Below are 21,927 nucleotides of genomic sequence, written 5' to 3' on the forward strand. Positions count from 1 at the left end.
AGCTCGGAAGACCTTTTCGGCACCCACAGGCCACTTTCAGCGGGCCAAGGCGAGAGGGAAGAGGACGCAGCACGACACGCTGCGCCGCCTCGGAGACCGAACGTACCTGCGCCAGTTCCCGCTGCCGACGCTCGCGCAGATAGCAGAAGGTCGCGATGACCGCAGTGACGATGGCCAGGGAGAGGATCTGCATCTCGTGGTTGAGCGTGAGCGGCCACCCAGGGCGTGCCACGCCGATCACCAGCTGCGCCACTATCTACCGCGAGGGCGCCGACAGCCGCCACGAGCCGGGCACCACCGATAGCGGCCGTGACGGCCGGGGCGGCGACCAGCAACGGGCCAAGGTGCACGTCGGGCGGTGCCAGGGTGTCGACCACCGTAACGACCGCGATCAGGCAGAGCGGAAGCGCCAGCAACGCATGGCGCGGCTGCCACGACCGACGAAACTCCCGCTTAAGACGCATCGTCCATCAGTACCTGCGCGCCATGGCTCTGTCACAGCCGTCACCTGCTCCGCCCGCTGAATCAGCCATGTGTCGGCGACGGGTGAATCGTGACCCTCTGACGGCGGATCAAAACTGACCCACTTCGTGGTCTTCTGACCAACCTGATCTTGATCGAAGGTCAGGAGAAGAGGGTGATTTCCGTGGAGGACTGGGCAGAGATTCGCAGGCTGCACCGGGCCGAGCAGATGCCGATCCGGGCGATCGCCCGGCAGCTGGGCATCTCGAAGAACACCGTGAAGCGGGCGTTGGCCACCAACCGGCCGCCGGTCTACTCCCGGCCGTCGAAGGGCTCGGCGGTCGACGCGGTCGAACCGCAGATCCGGGAGCTTTTGAAGCAGACCCCGACCATGCCGGCGACGGTGATCGCCGAGCGGATCGGCTGGGACCGGGGCATGACGGTCCTCAAGGAGCGCGTGCGCGAGCTGCGACCCGCCTATCTGCCCGTCGATCCGGTCTCGCGCACGACCTATCAGCCTGGCGAGCTGGCCCAGTGCGACCTGTGGTTCCCACCCCTCGACATCCCGCTCGGTTACGGGCAGTCCGGCCGCCCGCCGGTGCTCGTGATGGTCTCGGGCTACTCGCGCATCATCTCCGCACGAATGCTGCCCACCCGCACCACCGGCGACCTGATCGACGGGCACTGGAAGCTTCTGACCGGCTGGAACGCGGTCCCGCGGATGCTGGTCTGGGACAACGAGGCCGGCATCGGCCGCGGCAGGGTGACCGGCGACTTCGCCGCGTTCGCCGGCCTGCTCGCAACCAAGATCTACCTCTGCAGGCCCCGCGATCCAGAGGCAAAAGGGCTGGTGGAGAGGGCGAATGGCTACCTGGAGACCAGCTTCCTGCCCGGCCGCACCTTCACTGGACCCGACGACTTCAATGCCCAGCTGACCGCATGAGGTTGATCGGCGGGGCGTTGAAGGTGGCGGACAGGACATTGTCGTCCAACCTGGTGCTGATGGTTTCGTACGAGGCGGTCATGTCCTCTTCCTTTCGGCGCTCATCTCGGCGCTCATCACGGCCTGGTGGCAGACCCGGCTGTCAAAGCTGCGGGCAAACTGTTGCCTTTGTCGGTGAGAGCGGGTTCTGGCACAGATCTTGGGAAGCCGTTGCGGAGCGTCACCTCGGTGTTCGATTGTGAGGGGACAGGCCCGCGTGAGCCCGCGTATGCCATACCGCCTCGCAGCCATACATGACGCCCCGTCAAGTTCATAGTCGTCGCTGTCGTGGTCGACTATGGGCGGTGATCGTGCTGGTCATGCGGACCGACGCGCCTCTCTGGGACTCGCTCGTGTTCGACGGGATCGACGACGTGGACGTCGAGGCGGTGACGGTCGCGTTCAACATGGTCGAGGTGGTGGCGAGAGGCCGGCCGAAGTGTCCGGACTGCGCCCGCTTCTCTGACCGAGTGCATGACCGCTATCACCGCAGGTTGAAAAAACTTCCGCTCGCTGAGCAGAGCTTCGGAATCCGACTTGCCTTCAACCAGTGGCGGGTCACGGCCGAACACAGGCCGCTGGGCGAGATCATGCAGGTACGGCAGATCTACACCGCGTCGGCCAAGGTCCGTCGGGCGTACAACCACCAGCCCCAAGTCGAGCCGAAGAGCGCGGACGAGGTGCTGCCCTAAGGGTTGTCCTACCTTCTTGACGTGGGCCTGCTCTGGTCGTTCGTAGGATCGGAGGGCCGGGGGCTTCGGGTATGGCTGTAAAGGTTGTGCCGCTGGATGATCGTCGAGGGCGTATCCGCGGGCAAGCAGCGGTGGTGCACATCTGGGGCGCGGAGGACGTGACCCGATTCGAGAGGCACCCTGGTGGAAAGAGCCTCGACGCCCTGCTAGAGAGGCCGCACAGTTGCGGCCACCCTCCACCCCGATCGGCGCCCGGCGGGTGCATCCCCAGCTGTTCCCAGGGCGTCGAGATCGGCTCCGTGATCAACGACCGCGTTTCCCAGGCTGCTCCGCGCGCCCTTCCAACAGCGGAGGCACAGGGTGGCAACCAGGAGGAGGCTGGGAGTGGAGGTGAAGGCCTGTGACGCGCGAGGCTCCCCTGATGGTAGTCAGTGGCGGCGGGACAGTGGTGCAGTGGAGCCGTGAGGCGGAGGAGTTGCTGGGGCGCACCGCGACCGAGGTGGTGGGGCAACCGGTGGCCCGTGTGGTGAGCCGAACGGGGTCAGCCTCCGCCCTCCGTGTGGTCTCGCAGCTGCGGGGGAACGGTGCCGCGTCGGGCTTGGAGCTACGGGTACGGCCGCTGCTACGCGCTGATGACTCGGTGGACTGGGCGGTGTTCCAGGCGCGGACGGACTCGCCCATCCCCTCGGCGGTCGGTGCGGCTGTGCTGGGCGCGCTCTCTGCTCAGTCGCTCATGGGCCTGCACGTCCTGGACCAGCACTTGCGCATTGTGCGAGCCACTTTCACCACACCGATCCTGGGCGACGAGTCTCCCGAACAGCTCGTGGGCCGTCGCCTCACCGACGTGTACAACCTGTCGGACCCGGCCGGAACCGAGAACCTGCTCCGCACCGTACTGGAGAGCGGCGCGCCCGCCCGCGAGCCCCTGGTGCGCGTGCGCCCCAAGCATGCGCCGGGGCCTGAATACGTGTTCTCGGTTTCGGCATTCCGCCTGGATGATCCGGACGGGCACGTCCTGGGAGTACTGGCGGTGGCCCTCGATGTCACTGCCCGTGAGAAGGTTCGCCGCCGCGTCGGTGTCCTCCGGACTGTGCGCGACCGGGTCGGCCACAGCCTGGACCTGGTGACCACCTGCCAGGACCTGGTGGACTGCCTGGTGCCGAGCTTCGCCGATGTCGCCGTGGTGGAGGTGGTGGACTCCGTGGCACGCGGGGAGGAGGAACCCCCGCTGGGCCCCCTGGGGCGGGACGTGCCCCTCCGCCGTGTCGCTGCGCGCGGTGGCGGTGCTCGCCAAGCCCCGGCGCATCCGGTCGGGGACGTGCGCAGCGTGACGTATCCGACGCCTTATGCGCAGGCCTTGACCGATCTCGAGCCGCGCCTCGTCGTTCTGGATTCCGACGCGCCGTGGTTCGCAGCCGACCCCGCGCGTGCACACGCCATCCGCGCATCGGGTGCCCGGGTACTCCTCGCCGCGCCCCTGGTATTGAGAGGGACGGTCCTCGGGCTGCTGAGCCTGTACCGCACCGATGAGACCGATCCGTACACCGAGGACGATGTACAGCTCACCCTGGATCTGGCTGCTCATACCGCTTTGAGCATCGACATCGCGCGGCGCTACACCCGTGAACACACCATCGCCGTGGCCCTCCAGCGCGGCCTGCTGCCGGCACACCCCAGCTCACAGACCGCAGTCGAAACCGCCCATCTCGTGGCGCTCGGCGACCAGGGCGGAGGCGGCTGGTACGACACCTTCGCCCTGCCCGGTGCCCGCACCGCCCTCGTAGTCGGTGATGTCAACGGGCAGGGCCTCCACGCCGCCACGACCATGGGGCAGCTACGGACGGTCCTCCACTCACTGGCCGCGTTCGACCTGGAGCCCGACGAACTGCTCGCGCGACTCAACGACGCCACCCTGTTCCTCGCCCAGGAACGTGCCGCTCGCCCACCCGGCGACCCAATGCGCCGCCAAGAGCTCGCCGCGCATTGTCTGTATGCGGTCTACGACCCCTTGGCCCGCGCTTGCACCATCGCCCGCGCCGGCCAGCCTCCGCCCGTGATCGCCCACTCCGACGGCTCGACCGAACAGGTCGACTCCAGCTGCGGCGGACCCATGCTGGGCAGCGCCGAGGGACCACCCTTCGCCACCACCTGCGTCACCCTCTCCGAAGGCGACGTCCTCGCCCTCGGTACCCCTGCCATCCTTCCTGCGTCCACGCCCACGTCCGTGCTCGCACCTACCCCGGACGCTCTCCTCCAGGCTCTTGAGGCATGGGCACCTGACCGGTCGCTGCAGGAACTGTGCGACGAGGTTCTCTATCGCCTGAAGGGCAACACCGACCCCGGCGACGCCATCCTCCTGCTCGCCCGCACCCACACCTTCCCCGCCGATCACGTCGCCACCTGGCCGCTGGATCAAGACCCCACAGCCGCAGGCACGGCACGCATCCACGCTCACAGGCGACTCACCGACTGGGGCGTGGACGAGGAGGTGGGCTATGCGACCGAGCTGATCGTCAGCGAACTGGTCACCAATGCCGTCCGTTACGGCAGCGCACCGCTGAGCCTGCGACTGATCAAGGACCGCTTCCTCACCTGCGAGGTCCACGACACCAGCCCCACCACGCCGCGCCTGCGGCATGCGCGGACCATTGACGAAGGCGGACGCGGCCTGTTCATCGTCGCCCAACTGGCCCAGAACTGGGGTGTGCGGTACACGTCCGACGGCAAGACCGTCTGGACGGAACAGTCGCTTCCCACGGCGACACCACACCCCGGGTGAGAGAGCCCTGGGGTTCTGACCGGCCCGTCCGGCGGCCTCGGGTGACCGGGGGGCCTCGAGGCTGCCGGCCGGTACAGCGGGTCGGGTGGGGCGGCCGCACCACGCTGGTCATTGGCTGGGCCACGGGCAGCTGCCTGCCAGCTTGACCCAATCCCGGTCCACCTGCCCGGGCACGACACGCCCTTGCTCACTCCAGCGGGCAGCCAACACCGCACAATTCGGCTCGCCCGGCGAGGAACCTTGAGCCCGCGGATTTGATCACTGCGATCACATAAGAGTGCTGTTCATCCATATGCATGAGGCATCGGCATGACTGTCAGGGCTGGTAGACCTTCACCCATGCCTTCGAGCATGTGGCGGACCGCGTTGTCGGGGTCCTGGCGCGCGTTGATGAGTGCCCGGGAGCTGGACCACAGGGTGAGCGTCCCCAGGCGACGGTCCGGGAAGCGTTCGCGCATCGCAGGGAAGAAGCCGAGCGGGGTGTCGTGCTGCGGCAGGAGTTCATCGGCGGCTTTGAGACCACCATTGAGACCACAACCTCTTCGTCCCGAAGCAACTTGGGGTGGGTACCTGGCCTTGGGCTGGTACGCCGCTTACCAGCGCCGATGGTCTGCAGACGTCCGTGTCTGTTCGCCGATGTACGTCGGCGTTGTCACACGGTTAGACACGCAGCCGGCGAGGTCCGCTTCGCTCTTCCCCGGGTGGGATCGGTCGATCGGCGCCTCGAGCGAGCCCTGGTCTTCCAGCGCCTCGTCCCCTTGCGAGACCCGGACGTAGGGCTGAACCTGGTGATGAGGCGTGCCTACAAACCACATGGACCGAGCGCAGACGGCTGCGGGGCTCGGTTACCGCGGCCCGTGCAGGGAGCGATTCCAATGAGGCTTGTCGTCGATCTCAACCGGTGCCAGGGGTTCGCGCAGTGCGTCTTCCTCGCCCCGGACGTCTTCGCTCTGCACGGGGAAGAGGCGCTGCTGTTCTCCCCTCGCTTCGACGAGGCACAGCGTGACCGGGTGGAGAAGGCTGCTGCCGCCTGCCCGGTCCAGGCCATCCTCGTCGACTACTCCGACGAGCCGACGAGCCGACGAAGCGGGTGGAGCCCCATGTCGGCTGACACGGACGTCGAGGTCCTGCGGCGCGAGGGCCGCATTGTCGTGGTCGGTGCCTCGCTGGCCGGTCTGCGCGCGGCGGAGACCTTGCGCGAGCAGGGCTTCACCGGATCGCTGACCATGATCGGCGACGAGCGGTACGAGCCCTATGACCGGCCGCCGCTGTCCAAGCAGGCACTGCTCGGGCGGGCACGGCCTGAGGACACCGCGCTTCCGCGGCGGCGGGACATCGATGCCGAGTGGCGTCTGGGCGTCGCCGCCGAGGGCCTGGACCGGGACGCCAAGCAGGTACGCCTGACGAACGGCGACACCGTCTCCTACGACCGCCTGCTGATCACCACTGGGACCAGAGCGCGGCCTTGGTTCCACCCGGAAGAGGCCGCGCTGGACGGGGTGTTCGTGCTGCGTACCCGCGACGACTCCGCCCGCCTCCTACGGAAGCTGACCGGGGGTGTGTCCCGGGTGCTGGTGATCGGCGCCGGTTTCACGGGCTCTGAGGTCGCCTCCGCCTGCCGGGAGCTCGGCCTCGAGGTCACGGTCGCCGAGCGCGGCCCGGCGCCGCTGGTGGGCGCGCTCGGCGGAGTGATTGGCGCGGTCGCGGATCGGCTACAGCGCAAGCACGGAGTCGACCTGCGCTGTGGGGTCAGCGTCACCGCCCTCGAAGGCGACGATGTGGGACGGCTCAAGCGCGCCCATCTGTCGGACGGTGCGGTGATCGACGTGGAGGTGGCGGTCGTCTCGCTCGGGGCCATGCGGAACACGGAATGGCTCGCCGGCTCGGGAGTGGCCGCGGGTCCCCGGGGCATCGCGTGCGACGCAGGGTGCCGGGTGTTCGACGTCAACGGCATCGTCACCGACGACATCTACGCCGCCGGTGATGTCGCACGCAGCCCCCACCCGCTGTTCGACTACCAGTTCCTGGCGCTGGAGCACTGGGGTAACGCGGTCGAACAGGCCGAGATCGCCGCCCACAACATGATCTGTGCTGGTCCGGATCGCCGTCCGCACCTGTGGCTGCCGATGTTCTGGTCCACCCAGTTCGGTGTCAACATCAAGTCGGTGGGCGTTCCCACGCTGGGCGACCAGCTGGTCGTCGCCCAGGGGGCGCTCGCCGAGGAGCGGTTCGTCGCGGTGTACGGGTACCGCGGCCGCATCATCGCCGCGGCCGCCTTCGACGGAGCCAAGTGGCTGGGGTTCTACGAGCAGCAGATCGCGTCCGGCGCCCCGTTCCCGCCGGAGTACCGCGCGGTCGACCGCCGGACCGAGACGCTGCATCCGATCGACCCGGCCTTCCCCGACCCCCATCTGCCCACCCATGGGGCCACGGTCACGCTGACGGGTCACTCGCCGAGCGAGCGGCGCGTCGCGTTCGTTCCGTCGCATGCCTGATCACCGGCCCTGTACAGCCCGGAGCCCTCAGGAGTCACCATGACGTCCGGCAGCATCGTCGCTCAGATCACCGACTACGCCAATCGGGCCGATCCGTACCCGCTCTACGCGGAGCTGCGCAAGACTCCGGTCAGGCGGGAGGACGACGGCACCTACGTGGTCAGCACCTACTACGAGGTGCGGAGCCTAGCCAACGACCCGCGGTTGAGCAACGACACGAGCAACCGCCCAGCCGGCCATGGCCGCCCCGGGCAACCAGCGGCGGAGAGTGGCCTGCCGCCCAGCTTCATCTTCACCGACCCGCCCGTGCACGACCGGCTGCGCGACACGATCAACCGGCCGTTCGGTCCCCCGCACAGCCCCAGATTCCTCGACGGCCTGCGCGGAGAGCTGGCCAAGGTCGTCACCGAGCTGCTCGACGCCTTCGAAGGCAAGGACCAGGTCGACATCGTCGAGGACTTTGCCTACCCCCTTCCCGTCACCGCCATCTGCAAGGTCCTGGGCGTGCCACGCGAGGACGAACCGCTCTTCCACTCCTGGGCCGATGCCCTGGCGTCGTCCGTCGACCCCCACTCCGGCGACGACGGCGGCCCGGAAAAGGCACAGCAGGCACGCCAGGAGCTGGGCGCCTACCTGACCGACCTGATCGAGACCAAACGCCGCCACCCAGGCCCCGGAATCCTCAGCGCGCTCGCCCCCGACATGAAACCGGCAGACCTGGAAGCCACCGCGGTGCTGCTCCTGGTCGCCGGCCACGAGACCACCGTCAACGCGATCACCAACACGACCCTCACCTTGCTGCGCCACCCCGACATCCTCGAGCGGTTCCAGAAGGACCCGGAGCTGGCCGTCCCGATCATCGAGGAAGTGCTGCGGTACGAGCCCCCGGTCCAGTTCGTCCCATGGATCACCGCCCTGGCCGACATCGACGTCGCCGGCACCACGATCCCCAAGGGCTCCCCGGTCTGGCTCATGCTGGCCGCGGCCAACCGCGACCCCCGGCGCTTCACGGACCCCGACCGGTTCGATCCCGACCGCAAGGACAACGAGCACCTGGGCTTCTACACCGGCATCCACTACTGCTTCGGCGCCCCTCTCGCCCGCATAGAACTCCATCTGGCCGTGCCCGAACTGTTCCGCCGGGTCAAGTTCTCCCGGCTGCTCGAGGACCCGCCGCCCTACCGCGCCAACGCCGTGCTCCGCGGCCCCCGCCACCTTCCGGTGGCGATCGAGGGGGTCACGCCCTAAATGCAGCAGAAGCTCTCAAAGGGAGGCAGGGCGGTGCCGAGCGTTCAGCGGCTGCTGAGACCTGCATCCCCGTGAGCGGATGGGGCAGGGACGTGATGTCATGAGCCCCCTGCTCTTCCGCCGGGCCGCCGGGCAGCGGGACGGCACGGATGTGTCCGCCCAGATCGGCCACGTAGGCGATGCCGGCGGCAGAGTCGACAGCCAGCCCGATCGCCTCGGCTAAGCCGCGCGCCAGGATCTGCGGAGGCTCCCCCGGACTCCCGCTGCCGGGATCGCGGCCCGGTTGAGCGTGTTCCCTCCCGAAGGTGCCCGAGCCGATCGATCTGCACCTGGACGCGACTGGCTCTACTGGACCGACCGGGGCGATCTAGTGGTCAACCCGCCCGGTGGGTCAGGCCACTGCCGTCCGTCCGCACCCCGCGCGGAGCCGCCGGTCCCGCTCAGCACGCGCCGCGTACAGGGCCGGTATCAGGTGAACCGAGCGTTGCTGAGATCGATGGAGACCATTGTCTGGTCCAGGATCGGGCGGTTGTCCGCATCGCTTCGGTAGGCCCGGCGTTTGGTGGGCAGGCGGATCCCGTCCGCTTCAACGGTGTCGTAGACGTACTGTGCCGCGGCGAACCCGCCCGCGATGTCGACGTGATAGTCATGCCGGCGCAGGAGATGGTCGGGGCCGAAGTAGAAGTCCTGTTGGGTGCTGTGGCTGGCGATGTGGGGCGGGAAGGTCGCGCGCAGGCCGCGCCAGAGTTCGTCTCCTTCCCGCCACGGTTCGATGTCGGTGACGGTGAAGCCTGGCATCGACAGCAGGAAGGGTGTGGTGAGGTACGTCCACAGCGCGTATCCGTTGAAGTAGGCGCGATCCAGCGGGTCCCACGGGGTGGTGAGGCCGTGCCCTGTGAACGACTTCCGCGGTTCGTTGCGTTCGGCCACGATGCGGCCGTCGACTTTTTCGATGCCGACTCTGTCGGCCGTGAAGTCGGTCTTCTGGTCGGGAGCGCCGAACGGCATCACGGAGGCATGCTGCTTGTGCAGCCAGACGGTCATCTCCCGGGGGGTAGGGTCCTGCGGCATCCCTTTGATGACGAACATGTCGCCACCGCTGACGACGGTGGCGCGGACTGTGGTGAGTGCGTTCCAGCGGTCGAGGCCACCATGGGCATCGAGAACCTCTGCGAGCAACGTGTTCATGTCGATCTCCTGCTCGGTCATGCCGGGCGTCTCTGGCCAAAGGGGCGTCGATGGGGCGGCCGGGCCCGCCAGCGGCGTTCGGTGAAGGCCCGCGAGGCTGAATGTGCCCCGTAATCGGTCGGCGTGGTCGCCGTGGCGGGGCCGGCGCGGGTGCGCTCGGCGGCGGCGAGCGCTTCGACGACGAACTCGGACCGCATGTGGCTGGCGAGGCACCTGGCCAGGCAGGCGAGGCGCGCGAGCACAAGGGCCAGGAGTCGAACTGTTCGCTGCCCACGGGAAGATAGGTAATGACGCGGGTGCATGTCGTGTTCCTCTCCATCGCGGTGAACTCGAGGCCCACCAGTTCCGGAGGCCATCGCCACGGGAGGGTCCGCGACGGCGGTGCGATGTCTGCGACGCAGCCGCAGCCAGGCGATCCGCGGTGCCCTCATCAGCCGGGCGACCCTCTCATGGCTCACTGGTTCGCTGGTCACGCACCTGGACACTGATCCTGGGGACGCGGTAGCCCAGTGGTACCGGGGTGGACAGCGAGTATCCGCCGGTCGACCCGTGTCCTCGGCATCGGCGCGCGGGGTTCACCTGCTCACACGCGGGGCACCCGCGGCGTGGGCAGCCAGGTCGTGCCGGGCGCGGCGTGCGGGGCGCCCCTCAGGCGAGGTGCTCGCGGAACCACTCGACGGCGGCGCTGCTCGCTTTGTCGAACTGGGTGGTGTAGGGGTCGAAGTGGCCGCCCGGGATCGTCCGCAGCCGCTTGGGCTCCAGCGCGCGCTCGTAGGCCGCGAGGGCCAGGTCGGTCACGGTGACGGTGTCGTTGAGCGCGACCACCATCAGCAGCGGTGTGGGGGAGACCCTGTCGGCCCAGATTCCGGGCTCGTACATCCGCGCGGCCCGGGTGGAGCGGACCGTGACCTCGTTCTCCCACACGCCGTCGGGCTTGGGCTGGAGGTAGAAGTCGATGGCTTCCTGCGTCCGGTAGGACGCGGGCACCGCCGGGTCGCTGCTGACGATGGCCAGGGTACGGGGGGCCTCGCCGCGCAACTGGGCGCGCTCGTCCTCGGAGAAGGACTCCTCCAGGGCCGCGACCGCCTCGGGGACGACACGGCGCCGGCCCTGGTCGAAGCCGCTGATGGTCGGCACCTGGGAGACCACGGCCCGCAGCCGGCGGTCGGTCGCGCCCAGCACGATCGCGTGGCCGCCGGCGTAGCTGGTGCCCCACAGACCGATCCGCTCCGGATCGACCTCGGGGAGGCTCTCCAGGAAGGAGATGGCCCGCCGCCAGTCGGCGATCTGCCGCCAGGGGTCGACGTCCTGTTGCGCGCCGTCACTCCCCCCGAAGCCGCGGTGGTCATGGACCAGGACGACGAAGCCGTTCTCGGCGAAGGCCTGCGCGAACGGCTCCAGACCGTGCTCCTTGACCCCGGCGTAGCCGTGGGCCATGGTGATCGCCGGATGCGGGCCCGGACCGTCCGGCAGGAAGAGCCAGCCACGCAGTTGTACCGCGCCGTCGGCCTCGAACTGGACATCTTTGCGCTGAATCATGGAACAACCTTCTGAATAGGCAGGGCCTTCAGCCCTGGTGGAAGTAGTCGGCGTCGATCTCGCCGGCCAGTCGGGTACGCAGTTCCGCGGAGAAGCGGAGCACGGCGCCCAGCGGCCGGTGGTGGATGGCGGCTCGGTTGGTCTGGCCGTCCGCATTCTTGGTCAGGATGGTGACGCCCTCGATCGGCAGACCGCCGAACGCGGTGGCCTCCCACGCCAGGTATGTTCGCGGACCGTCGACGGTCTCCTCAGTGAAGCGGAGCGACTCGTAGATCACGCTCGCCGTGCCCATCACCTTTTTCACCTGGTCGCGGCCTTCCACCGGACGGGTCAAAACGCTCGCCTCCAGGACCACGTCCTCGGTGAACGCCTCACCGAACGCGTCGGCGGACTTCTGCGCGAAGGCGTTCGTCCACCCCTGTGGACGCGGGGTGTTCGCGGCGGGGACGCCCTCGGAACCGAGGGCCTCGGCGAGGAGACGGTCGAGGCGGGTGGCGACGTCGGCCGCCTGCTCGATGTGGGCCCAGTGCCCGGCCTCGGCCACCGATACCGCTGTCACGTCGGTGAATCGGGGCGCGATCGCATTGTTGACCATGTCCTCGGTGACGAACCCGTCGCCCTCGCCGCGGACGATGAGCACCGGGCCTTGGTAGGCACTCGGCCGTTCGCCGAGGGGGTGTCCGGTGTTCCAGCAGTCGGCGAGGGCGCGGACGACTTCCGGACGCAGACGCCGGCCGGTCGCCACCAGCCGGTCGAGCTCGGCCTCCGGGAACGCCACGGACAGCTGATTGCGTACGCCCCGCTGCCCGTCCGCGTCGCCGCCCAGCGAGCGGAACTGCTCGATCATCTCGTCGGGCAGATGTACGCCCGCGAGGGAGACCGGGGTCACCAGCATGAGTCCGCGGACCCGGTCGGGCCGCTGGACCGCGACGAGTTCGGCCACGGCTGCACCCATGCTCTGGCCGACGATCACGAAAGGCTTGCCGAGGGCGTCGACCACCGCGCCCACCTCGTCGGCGAACCGGTCGTAGTCGTAGGGGCCGTCCGCCGTGTCGCGGTCGCCGCAGCCGGCCAGGTCGAGTGTGACGCACTCGATGCCGGGTGTGGTGAGTTGGGGGATCAGGCGGTCCCAGGCGTACTGGTCATCGAGGAAACCGTGGACGAACACCACGGCCAGGTCTCCGTCGCCACTGCGCCGATACCGTACGTCGGTGTCGGTGACGCGTTCCGTCTTCATGTAGGTCCTTACTGTCCGGGAACGGACGTCGCCCCGGAAGGGGTCCAGTCCTGGCTTTGGATGGGGGGAGTCGAGGGGGGTATTCGGTTGGACATGCGTTCAAGCGCTGCATCCGGTGGCCAAGATGTCTCCCGTGACCTGCGGATTCGCGAGGCGACGCGTTCGAGGAGCAGGACGCGGCGCTGTCCTCGGATCACGGGAGGGCGTGGTACGCCGCCTACACCCGGGCCACGCCGTCGCGCCGGGCCGCCTCGGCGACCACGGGGGCGACACGAGGGTCGAAGGGGGACGGGATGACGTGGTCGGGACGCGGCTCGTCGACGATCAGGGAGGCCAGGGCGTCCGCGGCGGCGATCTTCATGCCCGGCGCGATGCGTGAGGCGCGGACGCGCAGGGCGCCGGCGAAGATGCCGGGGAAGGCGAGGACGTTGTTGATCTGGTTCGGGTAGTCACTGCGGCCGGTCGCCACGACGGACGCGTACTTGTGGGCGACATCGGGATGGATCTCGGGCGTGGGGTTTGCCATGGCGAAGACGAATGCTCCCTCCGCCATGGTGGCGACCGCGGTCTCGGGGACCGTGCCGCCGGAGACACCGATGAAGACATCGGCGCCGGCCAGGGCCTCCTCCAGAGTGCCGGTCCGTCCCGTCCGGTTCGTGTTCGCGGCGATGTCCCGCTTGATGTCGGTCAGGCCGGTACGGCCGGAGTGCAGGACGCCGACCGTGTCGGTGACCACGACATCGCCGATGCCTGCCTCCACGAGGATCTTGGCGATCGCGACGCCCGCCGCTCCCGCGCCCGATATGACCGCGCGCAGGTCGTCGAGATTCCGCCCGGTGAGACGGGCGGCGTTGCGCAGGGCCGCGAGGGTGACGACAGCCGTGCCGTGCTGGTCGTCGTGGAAGACCGGGATGTCGAGGCGCTCCTGGAGCTTGCGCTCGATCTCGAAGCACCGGGGCGCGGAGATGTCCTCCAGGTTGATGCCGCCGAAGGATGGTGCGAGGCGGGCGACGGTGTCGACGATCTCGTCCACGTCCGTGGTGGCGAGCGCGATGGGCACGGCGTCCACGTCGCCGAACTGCTTGAACAGAACCGCTTTGCCCTCCATGACCGGCAGCGACGCCTGCGGGCCGATGTCGCCCAGGCCGAGCACCGCGGTGCCGTCCGTCACCACCGCGACGGTGTGCGAGACCCAGGTGTAGTCGTGTACGAGATCGGGCTGCTCGGCGATGGCTGTGCACACCTCGGCGACACCGGGCGTGTATGCAAGTGAGAGGTCGTCAGGGCCACGTAGCGGCACCGTCGGGGTGATCGCCATCTTTCCCCCGCGGTGGAGCGCGAACACGGGCTCGTCGAGTCCTCCGGACCTGCGGGTCTGCGCCGACGTGACGCTTTCTGATTCCACAACTGATTCCTTTGCTGGCGTGCCGTGCCCGTTCGCTCGGCACGATGCGGGAGGTCGGCCGACGTTGCCGTGTGCCGTGATCCCGTGCGGAGCGCCGCCGGGCAAGAGTGGCTTCGGGCGAAAGTGCCGTCGTCCGCCGGGCCGGGGATGGTCGCCACGGGCGCTGTCAGGTCGGCGCTGGCTTTCGGTGGGTTGGTGGTTTCCTGAGGTGGCCCTCGACGCACGGGTCGCGCCGGCATCCCCGGTCCGGGGTGCGTCCGGCGGATCGTGGCGGGTTCCCGGCGTATGGCGAGGCGCTTCGCGGCGATGCGGGAACGCCCTGGCAGCACCGGTGACCGGAACACTCCGGCGGCGACGGCCGTACACCCGCGTCAGGCACCGCTCCCCGACCTGCGCCGGTGCCCGGCCCGCCCTGGTCCTCGGCCTGACCTGGTCTTCGTCGGACAAGCCCGGGACGGCGGGCGAGGACGTGGGGTTCACCAGCGCGGAACCTCTTCGGCCAGTTGCAGTTCGCCCCTTCCGAACGAGAAGCTCTCGTTCGGGACCGGGATCAGGGCGATGAAGATGTCGTCGGGCGAGACACCGAGGGCCTCGACGACCAGCCTGTTGATGGCCGCGGTCACCGCCCGCTTGTCCTCCAGGGGCCGGTGGGCCCCGAGGAGAACCGTGATGATCATGGCCTCGGCGCTGCGCTGCATTCCCATGAACGTCGGGTCGAGGAACAGTTCGTCCTCGCCGTGTTCGCTGATCATGATGAAGCGGTCGCCCTCGGGGATGCCGAGCCCCTGCACCAGCGACTGGTTGAGCGCGTCGGCGAGCGCGCGCTTCTGCTGCGACGAGAAGCGGTTGGCGGGGATGTGGGCGTTGAAGACCGGCATGGGGGCTCCTTCGGGGAGTGCGGTGTCGCGGGGTCCGACCGTTCGGAGGCCTGATCCGGGCCTCCGGGGACGGCGCTGCCGCTCTGGCCACCCGCGGCACACGGCGCGAGCCTGCGGGTGCGGCCGGATCGGCGTTGGTGCCGGTGCCGTCAGGCCTTGGTGGCTCCGGAGGGGGACCACTCGGCGCTGTCCACCGGCGACCACCCGTCCGGGCGCTCGTCGAGGCGGTGGCTGCGCTTGCCCAGACGCGCGCTCAGCACGTCCTCCGGCAGGGGCGTGACGAACGCGTTGTCGGCCAGGGTGTACTCGGCGGCGAGGCGGCCGATCGCCGGGATCGCCCCGGTGTCGATCCGTCCGTTCTGGGCGTAGACGTCGTCCCGGATGTGGAACCGCACGACCTTGCCCCAGATGACGTGGTCGTTGACGTCGCCGACCTTGATGATCCGGTCCAGCGTGCATTCCATGGCGATCGGGGAGTCCTTCACGCGCGGCACCTTCACCACTTCGCAGGCCTCTTTGGCCAGGCCGACCTCGTCGAACTCGTCCTGGGAGCTGTCGAACTCGACCGCACTGCGATGCATCTCGTGGGCCTGCGGAAGCGTGACCAGGTTGGTGACGAACTCACCCGTGTCCTGAATGTTGATGAGTGTGTCCTTCAAGGTCCCGTCCGCCCGCGGCTGCACGGTCAGGGACACGATCGGGGGTATTCGGCTCACCACGGTGAAGAACGAGATCGGCGCCAGATTGGCGACACCGGCTGATGACAGGGTGCTCACCCAGCCGATCGCGCGCGGCGTGACAGCCCCGATGAGGAGTTTGTACGCGGACCTCGCGTCGAGTTCGTCGCTGTTGATGATCACGTTGATGGCCTCTCGGGCGTGCACGGCGGGATTCCGCCGGTGGAGGTATGGGGGGTGCGGGGCTTGGGGAGGGCAGCGGGGCCACGGTCAGCCCGGCGCGGCGGATGCTGCTTACTGCCCCGGAACGGCTCGGCGCTGGTCAGCCGTCCGCCGTCTCGGTGTCGCCCAGGAAGTGCTCCGCGATCAGGGTCACGGTGCGGGCTGGGGTTTCCATGGGGGAAGGTGGGCCGCGTCGTTGATGACGAGGCTGCGTACATCGGTGTACTGGCGAGCGACTGGATGTAGTTACCGGTGGCGACCGGAAGGGAACAGCGCTCCCAGTGGATTCCCGGTGCCGGCCGAGACTCAGTCGGCAGCGGAGGGGAAGAACTCGAGGCCCTCGAGCACGTCGCGCCCCTTGGCGGTGTCGGCGTACAGGCGCGCCTCCGTGATCAGTCCGTCGGTCACGGCGAACAGCAGCAGGTGCTCGTTCTCCATGGTGCGGCCGTTCTTCGCCTTTGCGCGGGCCCGGACGGGGACCACTACGTGCGACCCGGCGTCGAGCACCGTGTACAGGTCGTAGTCGAAGTACTCGTAGTAGTGGTCGAAGAGGTCCTTGTAGAAGGCCACGAAGCCGTCCCGGCCGTGGAACGTCCCGCCGTAGGGCAGGGAGGTGGGGAAGTGGAAGACCACGTCCGGCGACATCAGAGCCACCAGGTCGGACGAGTCGTTCTTTTCGAATCCGGTGTAGGCGCGGTGGCAGGCATCAACGATCGCCTGGTTGCTCGACATGTTTCCTCCATGCTCATGGCTGAGTGCGGTGCTGGGTGAACACGTTTCCACCCGCTCCGGCTCCCGTCCGGTGATGTGCGGAGGGACCGGAGGCCAAGTGATCGGGCCGATCGATCGGCTCGTGAGGCCGCACGGCGGTTCGGGGAGCCTGACCGGGCTGGGGCAGCTACCGGGTGGGCTTCGGGGGCCGCGGCGCAGTGGTGTCTGTCAGCGGTCCGCCGTGACCTAAGTTTCCATTCGGAACTCAGGAAGTCAAGGGCTGGGTTCTGGATGGAAACCCTGGGGTTATCCTGACGCTATGGAGTGGCGTGAACTTGATCTGGGAAATTGCAGCGTCGCCGCGACCTTGGGGCTGGTCGGCGAGCGGTGGACCCTTCTCGTCCTGCGCGAGGTCTTCGCCGGGCTGCACCGCTTCGACGAGATTGCCGACCACCTCGGGATCTCACGTCGCGTCCTGACCGAACGCCTGGGACAGCTCGTCGACGCCGGCCTGCTGGAGCGCCGTAGTTACAGGGAGGCCGGACAGCGCGCCCGCCAGGAGTACCACCTCACGTCACCCGCCCACGACCTGCAGTGGGTTCTGGCCGCCCTCCTGCAGTACGGGGACACCCACCTCGGCGGCCCGGAGGGCGCACCGGCACTGCTGGACCACGTCGGCTGCGGCGGCGAGGTGCACGTCGAACTGCGCTGCTCCTGCGGGCAGAAGGTCACCGGCTCCGAGGTGAAGCCGATCACCGGCCCCGGCGCCGTCAGTACGTCCCCCTGACGACAGCCCGCCCCCCGTCCGCCTTCCCGCATCCCAGCCGTGCCGCGTTGGGCGACCGGCGTCTTCGGCGTTCCCGCCGGGGTCCGGGCCTGGTGGGCCTATCGCTCAGCCACGTGCGTTCGGTCGCGTCACGCTCGGTACGGGCTGCCGTCGACGCGGATCCGGGAGGCAAGGGGGGCGCAGCGCCGCGACGATGCGTCTGCTGTACGACGTCGTCCGCGCCGATCCCTTGACCCGTGCCGGTGCCGGTGTCGCGGATCCGGACCGACTGGACAAGTGGAAACGGCAGACAAGAGCTTGAGCTTCTGTCTCGAAAGTGCCGAGTCGAGCCCGTGGTCCCGCCAGGTCGCCAGGGCGATCGATGACGCCACGACGCGGAGGCGCAGGTGACCATCAAGGGCGGCGGCAGCCCCGATGGCACGCCCTCTACGAGCCGCCGATCGGCGGTATTCCTCCGCATGCGATGACGTGAGGGAGTGCCGTCACGTCGAACAGCTCATGGGCATGGCATATATCACGATGCGATGCCTCTTTTGGTTCGCATGCAGATTCACCGGGCGTCTCTTCGGAGGAACCCGATCCTTGGAAGCGGTAACTCTCCTCAGTGCATACGATTTCGATCGAGGACACGTGAGATCGTCTCCGCCGCCCAGGTGCTCACCGGAAGAGGTAAAGTGCTTGTGCACATGTCGTTCATCGTCTCGCAGGGAAGGCGGTTTCGAGGATGCTTTGGCCTGCGACCGACCGATACGGCCTGGAACCCGCCCCGGGCGGCCTGGCATTTGTCCAGGACCTGCTCAACACGATCTCCGCGGGCAAGCCGCGCGAGCCCGACCTCCTGGAGGATGTCGAGGACGCGCAGACATGGCTCGCCCAAGCGCTCGCGAACTGGAGCGGCGAAGCCCGCAGACCCGCACCCGTGGTCGAGATCACGGCCGAGGAGCTACAGGGACTGCGCGACTTCCGACACGACCTGCGCCGGCACCTGCAGGCAGCGGGAACGGACGCCTCGCCGCAGTCGCACCCGGTAGCCTCGCTGACGGCCGCGCCGACCGCCCTCCGACTCGACGCTGACGGCCGTATCCGCGCCGAGGCGCGGGGCACGGGATGGCGCCAGGTGACGTCCCTCGCCATGATCGAGGCCTACGAGGCCCAGTGCACCGACTCCCTGCGCCGTCTCAAGAGTTGCCGGAACACCCGCTGCGCGGTCGTCTTCTTCGACCGCTCCCGGAACAACAGCGGCGTCTGGCACGACGTCCGCATCTGCGGCAACGCGGTCAACCTGCGTAACCACCGCGCCCGCAAGCGGGCGACCGCCGAGACGACCTGACCGGCCGCACCCCGCAAGCCGGCTCGTCCTCACCCCTCGTCTGCCGCGGACAACACCCGCGGGTGACGCACGGCCGGCCGCCGCTTCCGGCGGCTCCGCCGCGTCACAGGTCGCCCCTAGCGCGGCGTTCATGAGTACCACCGCCCTGATCCGCCCGGGGCCGGGGTTGGGGTGTGGTCGCGAACGGACGGCCGTACTGCATGGCCGTAGCGTGTGCCTGCTCCGGAGCCGGGCCCACAGCGACGGTCCCGCACAGGTGGCGGCACCGCTCGACGGGGCCGGCTTTCGGGACGGAACCCGACATCCGGGCTCATGACCGGGAGCACGCGCCCGCCGGAGGCGTCGCGGCGGCCCCCGGGAATCCACCGCCGCGGAGTGACACCCTCATCCGCGCCGACGCACGGACCGCAGGAGGCGTCCGCCCGTGTCCGAGGACGCCGGACGGCCGACGGCGGCCGGTCGTCGCATCCGGAGTCCGTCTGCGCGCCCCGTTCGCCCGAGGGAGACTCCTCCATCACCCGGATGCAACATAAGTAAACATGCTACGCTTATTTCATAAGGGTCATGCGAAAGCGGCCTGTCGCCCACGTTCGGGCGAGTACAACCAGGGTCGGCGGGACGCCTTCGAGAAGCCTGCCGTGCCGGTTCACCACGGTGCCGGGCGTACCGCACCCATCGGATCAGATCCCATCCGCTGCCCACCCCGGCATGTGCCCGGCTCGCGACCTGGCCCCGGAGCAGACAGCCGCGAGAAGCCACATTCCGCCCCTGAAGGAGGCACCACAATGACCGCATCCGCATCCAGGCCCCTGGCGTACGAGGTTCTCGTCCAGGAGGGGACCCCCCGGGCCGGCGGCGAGCGGCTGCCCAACGGTGAAGGGCTCGTCTCCTCGCCCCTGACGTCGACGCTGATCTTCGGGGACGAAGACGCCGTGCTGGTCGACCCGCCTCTCACCATCGAGCAGACCCAGCGAGTTGGCGACTGGATCGACCGCTCCGGCAAGCGTCTGGCCTATATCTACGCTACCCACGGGCACGGCGACCACTGGTTCGGCACCGCCGATCTCGTGAAGCGCTTCCCCGGCGTGACCGTCTACGCGACCCCCGGGACCATCGAAGTCATGCACGAGCAGGCCACCGAGGGACGCGAGCAGCTGTGGGACAAGCGCTTCCCCGGCCTGATCCCCGACACCCCGGTCCTGGCCCAGCCCGTCCCCGCCGAGGGCTTCCTGCTGGAGGGCAACCTCGTCGAGGCCGTCGAGGTCGGTCACACCGACACCGACAAGACCACGGTCCTGCACGTGCCGTCTATCGGCCTCGTGGTGGCCGGCGACGTCGTCTACAACGGCGTCCACCAGTACATCCTCGAAGGCGGCGACGGCGGCCTGCAGGAATGGCTCCAGGCCCTCGACCGCGTCGCCGCGCTCCAGCCGCGCTCCGTCGTGGCCGGCCACAAGAACAAGGACCTGCCCGACGACCCGGCCATCATCGGGGAGACCCGCCAGTACCTCCTCGACGCCGTCCGCCTGCTCGGCCAGAACCCCACCGCCCGCGAGTACTTCGACCAGATGACGACCCTCTACCCGGACCGGCTCAACCCGGGCCCGGTCTGGTACGGAGCGGTCGGCCTGCTCGGAGCCTGACGGAACGGGGGGACCAGAACGACACGGGTCGCACGGCGCCTCCCAAGACGGGACGGTGCTGCCGCCGTACACGTATGGAACGCCACGGAGCGGATCGATCGCACCGACCGGTCCACTCTGCGACGTTCGCCTCCGGCAAGCCAAGCCGAGGCAGGGCGGCTTCAAGTTCCGTGGTTGTGCTGGTTGTTGCTGTGAGGGGTGGGTAGCGGTGCAGGCACGGGCTTCGTGATCATTAGGGTGTCTACGCCTCGTGATCATGAGAAGGTCCCGTGCCTGCTGCTGCATCCTCCCCGATCCCTGCCGTACTTGTGAAGCTGGGTCCGCTGGAACCCGGCCAGGTCGCTGATCTGCGCCCCTACTTCGACTCCATCCCCGACCCGCGCTCGCGGCGGGGCCGGTGGTACTCGCTGACGGCGATCTTGATGGTGTGTGCCTGTGCGGTCGTCTCGGGCGCCAGGAGCATCGACGAGCTCGCCGAATGGGGCGCCCGGGCCTCGGGTGGGCTGCTGGCCGCCCTCGGTGTACGCCGCCATCCACTGCGGTGGCGGCGTACACCGTCGCCGGCGACGATCGGGCGGGTGCTGATCGCCGTCGACGGCGATGCCCTGGACGCCGCGGTGGGCGCCTACCTCACCGACCGGCACCGCACCGTCGTGTCCACCGCGCACCGGCGGGCCATCGCGGTGGACGGCAAGACGCTCAAGGGCTCAGCGCGTTTGGACGTGACCCGCCGTCACCTGCTGTCGGCGGTCAGCCACACCACCGTCGTGACACTCGCGCAGGCCGAGGTCGGCGCGAAGACCAACGAAACCACGCACTTTAAGCCGCTGCTGGCACCGCTGGACCTGGCCGGCACTCTCGTCACCTTCGATGCGCTGCACTCGGTCAAGGCGAACATCACCTGGCTGGTCGAGACGAAGAAGGCCCACTACATCGCCGTGATCAAGACCAACCAGCCCACCGCCCACAGCCAGCTCGCCACGCTGCCGTGGCGTGACATCGCCGTCCAGCACACCCACTCCGAGGTCGGGCACGGCCGGCGCGAGTCCCGTTCGATCAAGACCTGCGGCATCGCGGACGAACTCGGTGGCATCGCCTTTCCGCACGCGAAGCTCGCCATCCGCGTCCACCGCCGCCGCCGGCCGACCGGCAGCCGCGAGAGTCGCGAGAGCGTCTACGCCGTGACCAGCCTCGAAGCCCACCAGACCAGCCCCGCGGACCTCGCCGCCGCGATTCGCGGGCACTGGGGAGTGGAAAACTCCAGCCACCACATCAGAGACGTCACCTTCGCCGAGGACGCCTCCACCGTCCACACCGGGGCCGCACCCCGAGCCATGGCCACCTTCCGCAACCTGGCCATCGGCGTGCTGAAGACCCTCGGCGCCGAGAACATCGCCAAAACCACCCGGGCGATCCGCGACGAACCACGACGGGCACTCCCGATCCTGGGCATCATCAACAACCAGGACACCCACGGAACTTGATCAAGCCCTGAAGCCGAGGGCCGCGGGCCCACCGGAACGGACCTGACCTGGCCTGGGCGATCAGGCGAGGCTTCTCCGGATCGCGAAGGGCAGGACCGGTCCCTGATCATCGCGAGCAGCCGGGCACCAGCGACTGGACCGCCCTATTCAGGTGGCCTACTTCGGCAC

At 68.8% G+C, this 21,927-nt stretch carries 15 protein-coding genes and 3 pseudogenes; 10 read left to right on the forward strand and 8 right to left on the reverse strand.

The features are described 5' to 3' along the window. Positions 1-28: 28 nt before the first annotated feature. Positions 29-464 (reverse strand): annotated as a pseudogene (locus OG456_RS03975) (serine/threonine-protein phosphatase); the annotation flags it as partial. 173 nt (positions 465-637) lie between these two features. Between OG456_RS03975 and istA the strand changes: the two are divergent. The 6 genes and pseudogenes from istA to OG456_RS04005 form a co-directional block, all read left to right on the forward strand. Further along, positions 638-1,402 (forward strand): annotated as a pseudogene (gene istA / locus OG456_RS03980) (IS21 family transposase); the annotation flags it as partial. A 362-nt stretch (positions 1,403-1,764) separates the two neighbouring features. Beyond that, entirely contained in the window at positions 1,765-2,136 is a 372-nt protein-coding gene (locus tag OG456_RS03985) for a hypothetical protein (protein ID WP_266557246.1), read from the forward strand. A gap of 421 nt (positions 2,137-2,557) precedes the next feature. Next, on the forward strand, positions 2,558-4,915 hold the full coding sequence (locus OG456_RS03990) for a SpoIIE family protein phosphatase (protein WP_266557248.1): 2,358 nt from the start codon (positions 2,558-2,560) through the stop codon (positions 4,913-4,915). An 875-nt stretch (positions 4,916-5,790) separates the two neighbouring features. Then, a complete protein-coding gene (locus OG456_RS03995; protein ID WP_266557250.1) occupies positions 5,791-7,410 on the forward strand; it encodes an FAD-dependent oxidoreductase in 1,620 nt (539 codons plus the stop codon). 39 nt (positions 7,411-7,449) lie between these two features. Continuing rightward, complete coding sequence (locus OG456_RS04000; RefSeq protein ID WP_266557252.1) at positions 7,450-8,658, forward strand: cytochrome P450; 1,209 nt, start codon at positions 7,450-7,452, stop codon at positions 8,656-8,658. Positions 8,659-8,758: 100 nt separating this feature from the next. Next, entirely contained in the window at positions 8,759-8,881 is a 123-nt protein-coding gene (locus tag OG456_RS04005; protein WP_266557254.1) for a hypothetical protein, read from the forward strand. Between the two features lie 245 nt (positions 8,882-9,126). On the opposite strand, the gene OG456_RS04010 is transcribed toward OG456_RS04005, so the two are convergent. The 7 genes and pseudogenes from OG456_RS04010 to OG456_RS04040 form a co-directional block, all read right to left on the reverse strand. Next, positions 9,127-9,867, reverse strand: coding sequence for a hypothetical protein (locus tag OG456_RS04010; protein WP_266557256.1), 741 nt, complete (start codon positions 9,865-9,867; stop codon positions 9,127-9,129). Between the two features lie 627 nt (positions 9,868-10,494). Beyond that, positions 10,495-11,394, reverse strand: a pseudogene (locus tag OG456_RS04015) (alpha/beta hydrolase); the annotation flags it as partial. A 19-nt stretch (positions 11,395-11,413) separates the two neighbouring features. Then, positions 11,414-12,622, reverse strand: coding sequence for an alpha/beta fold hydrolase (locus tag OG456_RS04020; protein ID WP_266557258.1), 1,209 nt, complete (start codon positions 12,620-12,622; stop codon positions 11,414-11,416). Positions 12,623-12,839: 217 nt separating this feature from the next. Beyond that, entirely contained in the window at positions 12,840-14,027 is a 1,188-nt protein-coding gene (locus OG456_RS04025; RefSeq protein WP_266557260.1) for an NADP-dependent malic enzyme, read from the reverse strand. Positions 14,028-14,503: 476 nt separating this feature from the next. Beyond that, positions 14,504-14,905: a tautomerase family protein gene (locus OG456_RS04030; protein ID WP_266557262.1), complete on the reverse strand. Its 402-nt coding sequence runs from the start codon at positions 14,903-14,905 to the stop codon at positions 14,504-14,506. Between the two features lie 149 nt (positions 14,906-15,054). Beyond that, positions 15,055-15,789 carry a flavin reductase family protein gene (locus OG456_RS04035; RefSeq protein WP_266557264.1) on the reverse strand — a complete coding sequence of 245 codons (735 nt, stop codon included), beginning with the start codon at positions 15,787-15,789 and terminating at the stop codon, positions 15,055-15,057. A gap of 321 nt (positions 15,790-16,110) precedes the next feature. Next, positions 16,111-16,536, reverse strand: coding sequence for a nuclear transport factor 2 family protein (locus OG456_RS04040; protein ID WP_266557266.1), 426 nt, complete (start codon positions 16,534-16,536; stop codon positions 16,111-16,113). Positions 16,537-16,834: 298 nt separating this feature from the next. Between OG456_RS04040 and OG456_RS04045 the strand changes: the two genes are divergently transcribed. The 4 genes from OG456_RS04045 (at position 16,835) to OG456_RS04060 (ending at position 21,759) form a co-directional block, all read left to right on the forward strand. After that, positions 16,835-17,302 carry a helix-turn-helix domain-containing protein gene (locus OG456_RS04045; RefSeq protein WP_266557268.1) on the forward strand — a complete coding sequence of 156 codons (468 nt, stop codon included), beginning with the start codon at positions 16,835-16,837 and terminating at the stop codon, positions 17,300-17,302. 724 nt (positions 17,303-18,026) lie between these two features. After that, entirely contained in the window at positions 18,027-18,632 is a 606-nt protein-coding gene (locus OG456_RS04050) for a CGNR zinc finger domain-containing protein (protein ID WP_266557270.1), read from the forward strand. A 785-nt stretch (positions 18,633-19,417) separates the two neighbouring features. Continuing rightward, positions 19,418-20,275: an MBL fold metallo-hydrolase gene (locus tag OG456_RS04055; protein WP_266557272.1), complete on the forward strand. Its 858-nt coding sequence runs from the start codon at positions 19,418-19,420 to the stop codon at positions 20,273-20,275. 269 nt (positions 20,276-20,544) lie between these two features. Beyond that, a complete protein-coding gene (locus tag OG456_RS04060; RefSeq protein ID WP_266557274.1) occupies positions 20,545-21,759 on the forward strand; it encodes an ISAs1 family transposase in 1,215 nt (404 codons plus the stop codon). Positions 21,760-21,927 lie beyond the last annotated feature (168 nt).

This window comes from Streptomyces sp. NBC_01446, assembly GCF_026340095.1.
Taxonomy (GTDB): Bacteria; Actinomycetota; Actinomycetes; order Streptomycetales; family Streptomycetaceae; genus Streptomyces; species Streptomyces aureus.

Coding starts and splice junctions, on each gene's coding strand:
- OG456_RS04050 (WP_266557270.1), top strand. CDS start 18,027: ATGCTTTGGCCTGCGACCGACCGATACGGCCTGGAACCCGCCCCGGGC.
- OG456_RS03995 (WP_266557250.1), top strand. CDS start 5,791: ATGAGGCTTGTCGTCGATCTCAACCGGTGCCAGGGGTTCGCGCAGTGC.
- OG456_RS04030 (WP_266557262.1), bottom strand. CDS start 14,905: ATGCCGGTCTTCAACGCCCACATCCCCGCCAACCGCTTCTCGTCGCAG.
- OG456_RS04040 (WP_266557266.1), bottom strand. CDS start 16,536: ATGTCGAGCAACCAGGCGATCGTTGATGCCTGCCACCGCGCCTACACC.
- OG456_RS04005 (WP_266557254.1), top strand. CDS start 8,759: ATGAGCCCCCTGCTCTTCCGCCGGGCCGCCGGGCAGCGGGACGGCACG.
- OG456_RS04000 (WP_266557252.1), top strand. CDS start 7,450: ATGACGTCCGGCAGCATCGTCGCTCAGATCACCGACTACGCCAATCGG.
- OG456_RS04020 (WP_266557258.1), bottom strand. CDS start 12,622: ATGAAGACGGAACGCGTCACCGACACCGACGTACGGTATCGGCGCAGT.
- OG456_RS03990 (WP_266557248.1), top strand. CDS start 2,558: ATGGTAGTCAGTGGCGGCGGGACAGTGGTGCAGTGGAGCCGTGAGGCG.
- OG456_RS04045 (WP_266557268.1), top strand. CDS start 16,835: ATGGAGTGGCGTGAACTTGATCTGGGAAATTGCAGCGTCGCCGCGACC.
- OG456_RS04055 (WP_266557272.1), top strand. CDS start 19,418: ATGACCGCATCCGCATCCAGGCCCCTGGCGTACGAGGTTCTCGTCCAG.
- OG456_RS04010 (WP_266557256.1), bottom strand. CDS start 9,867: ATGACCGAGCAGGAGATCGACATGAACACGTTGCTCGCAGAGGTTCTC.
- OG456_RS03985 (WP_266557246.1), top strand. CDS start 1,765: ATGCGGACCGACGCGCCTCTCTGGGACTCGCTCGTGTTCGACGGGATC.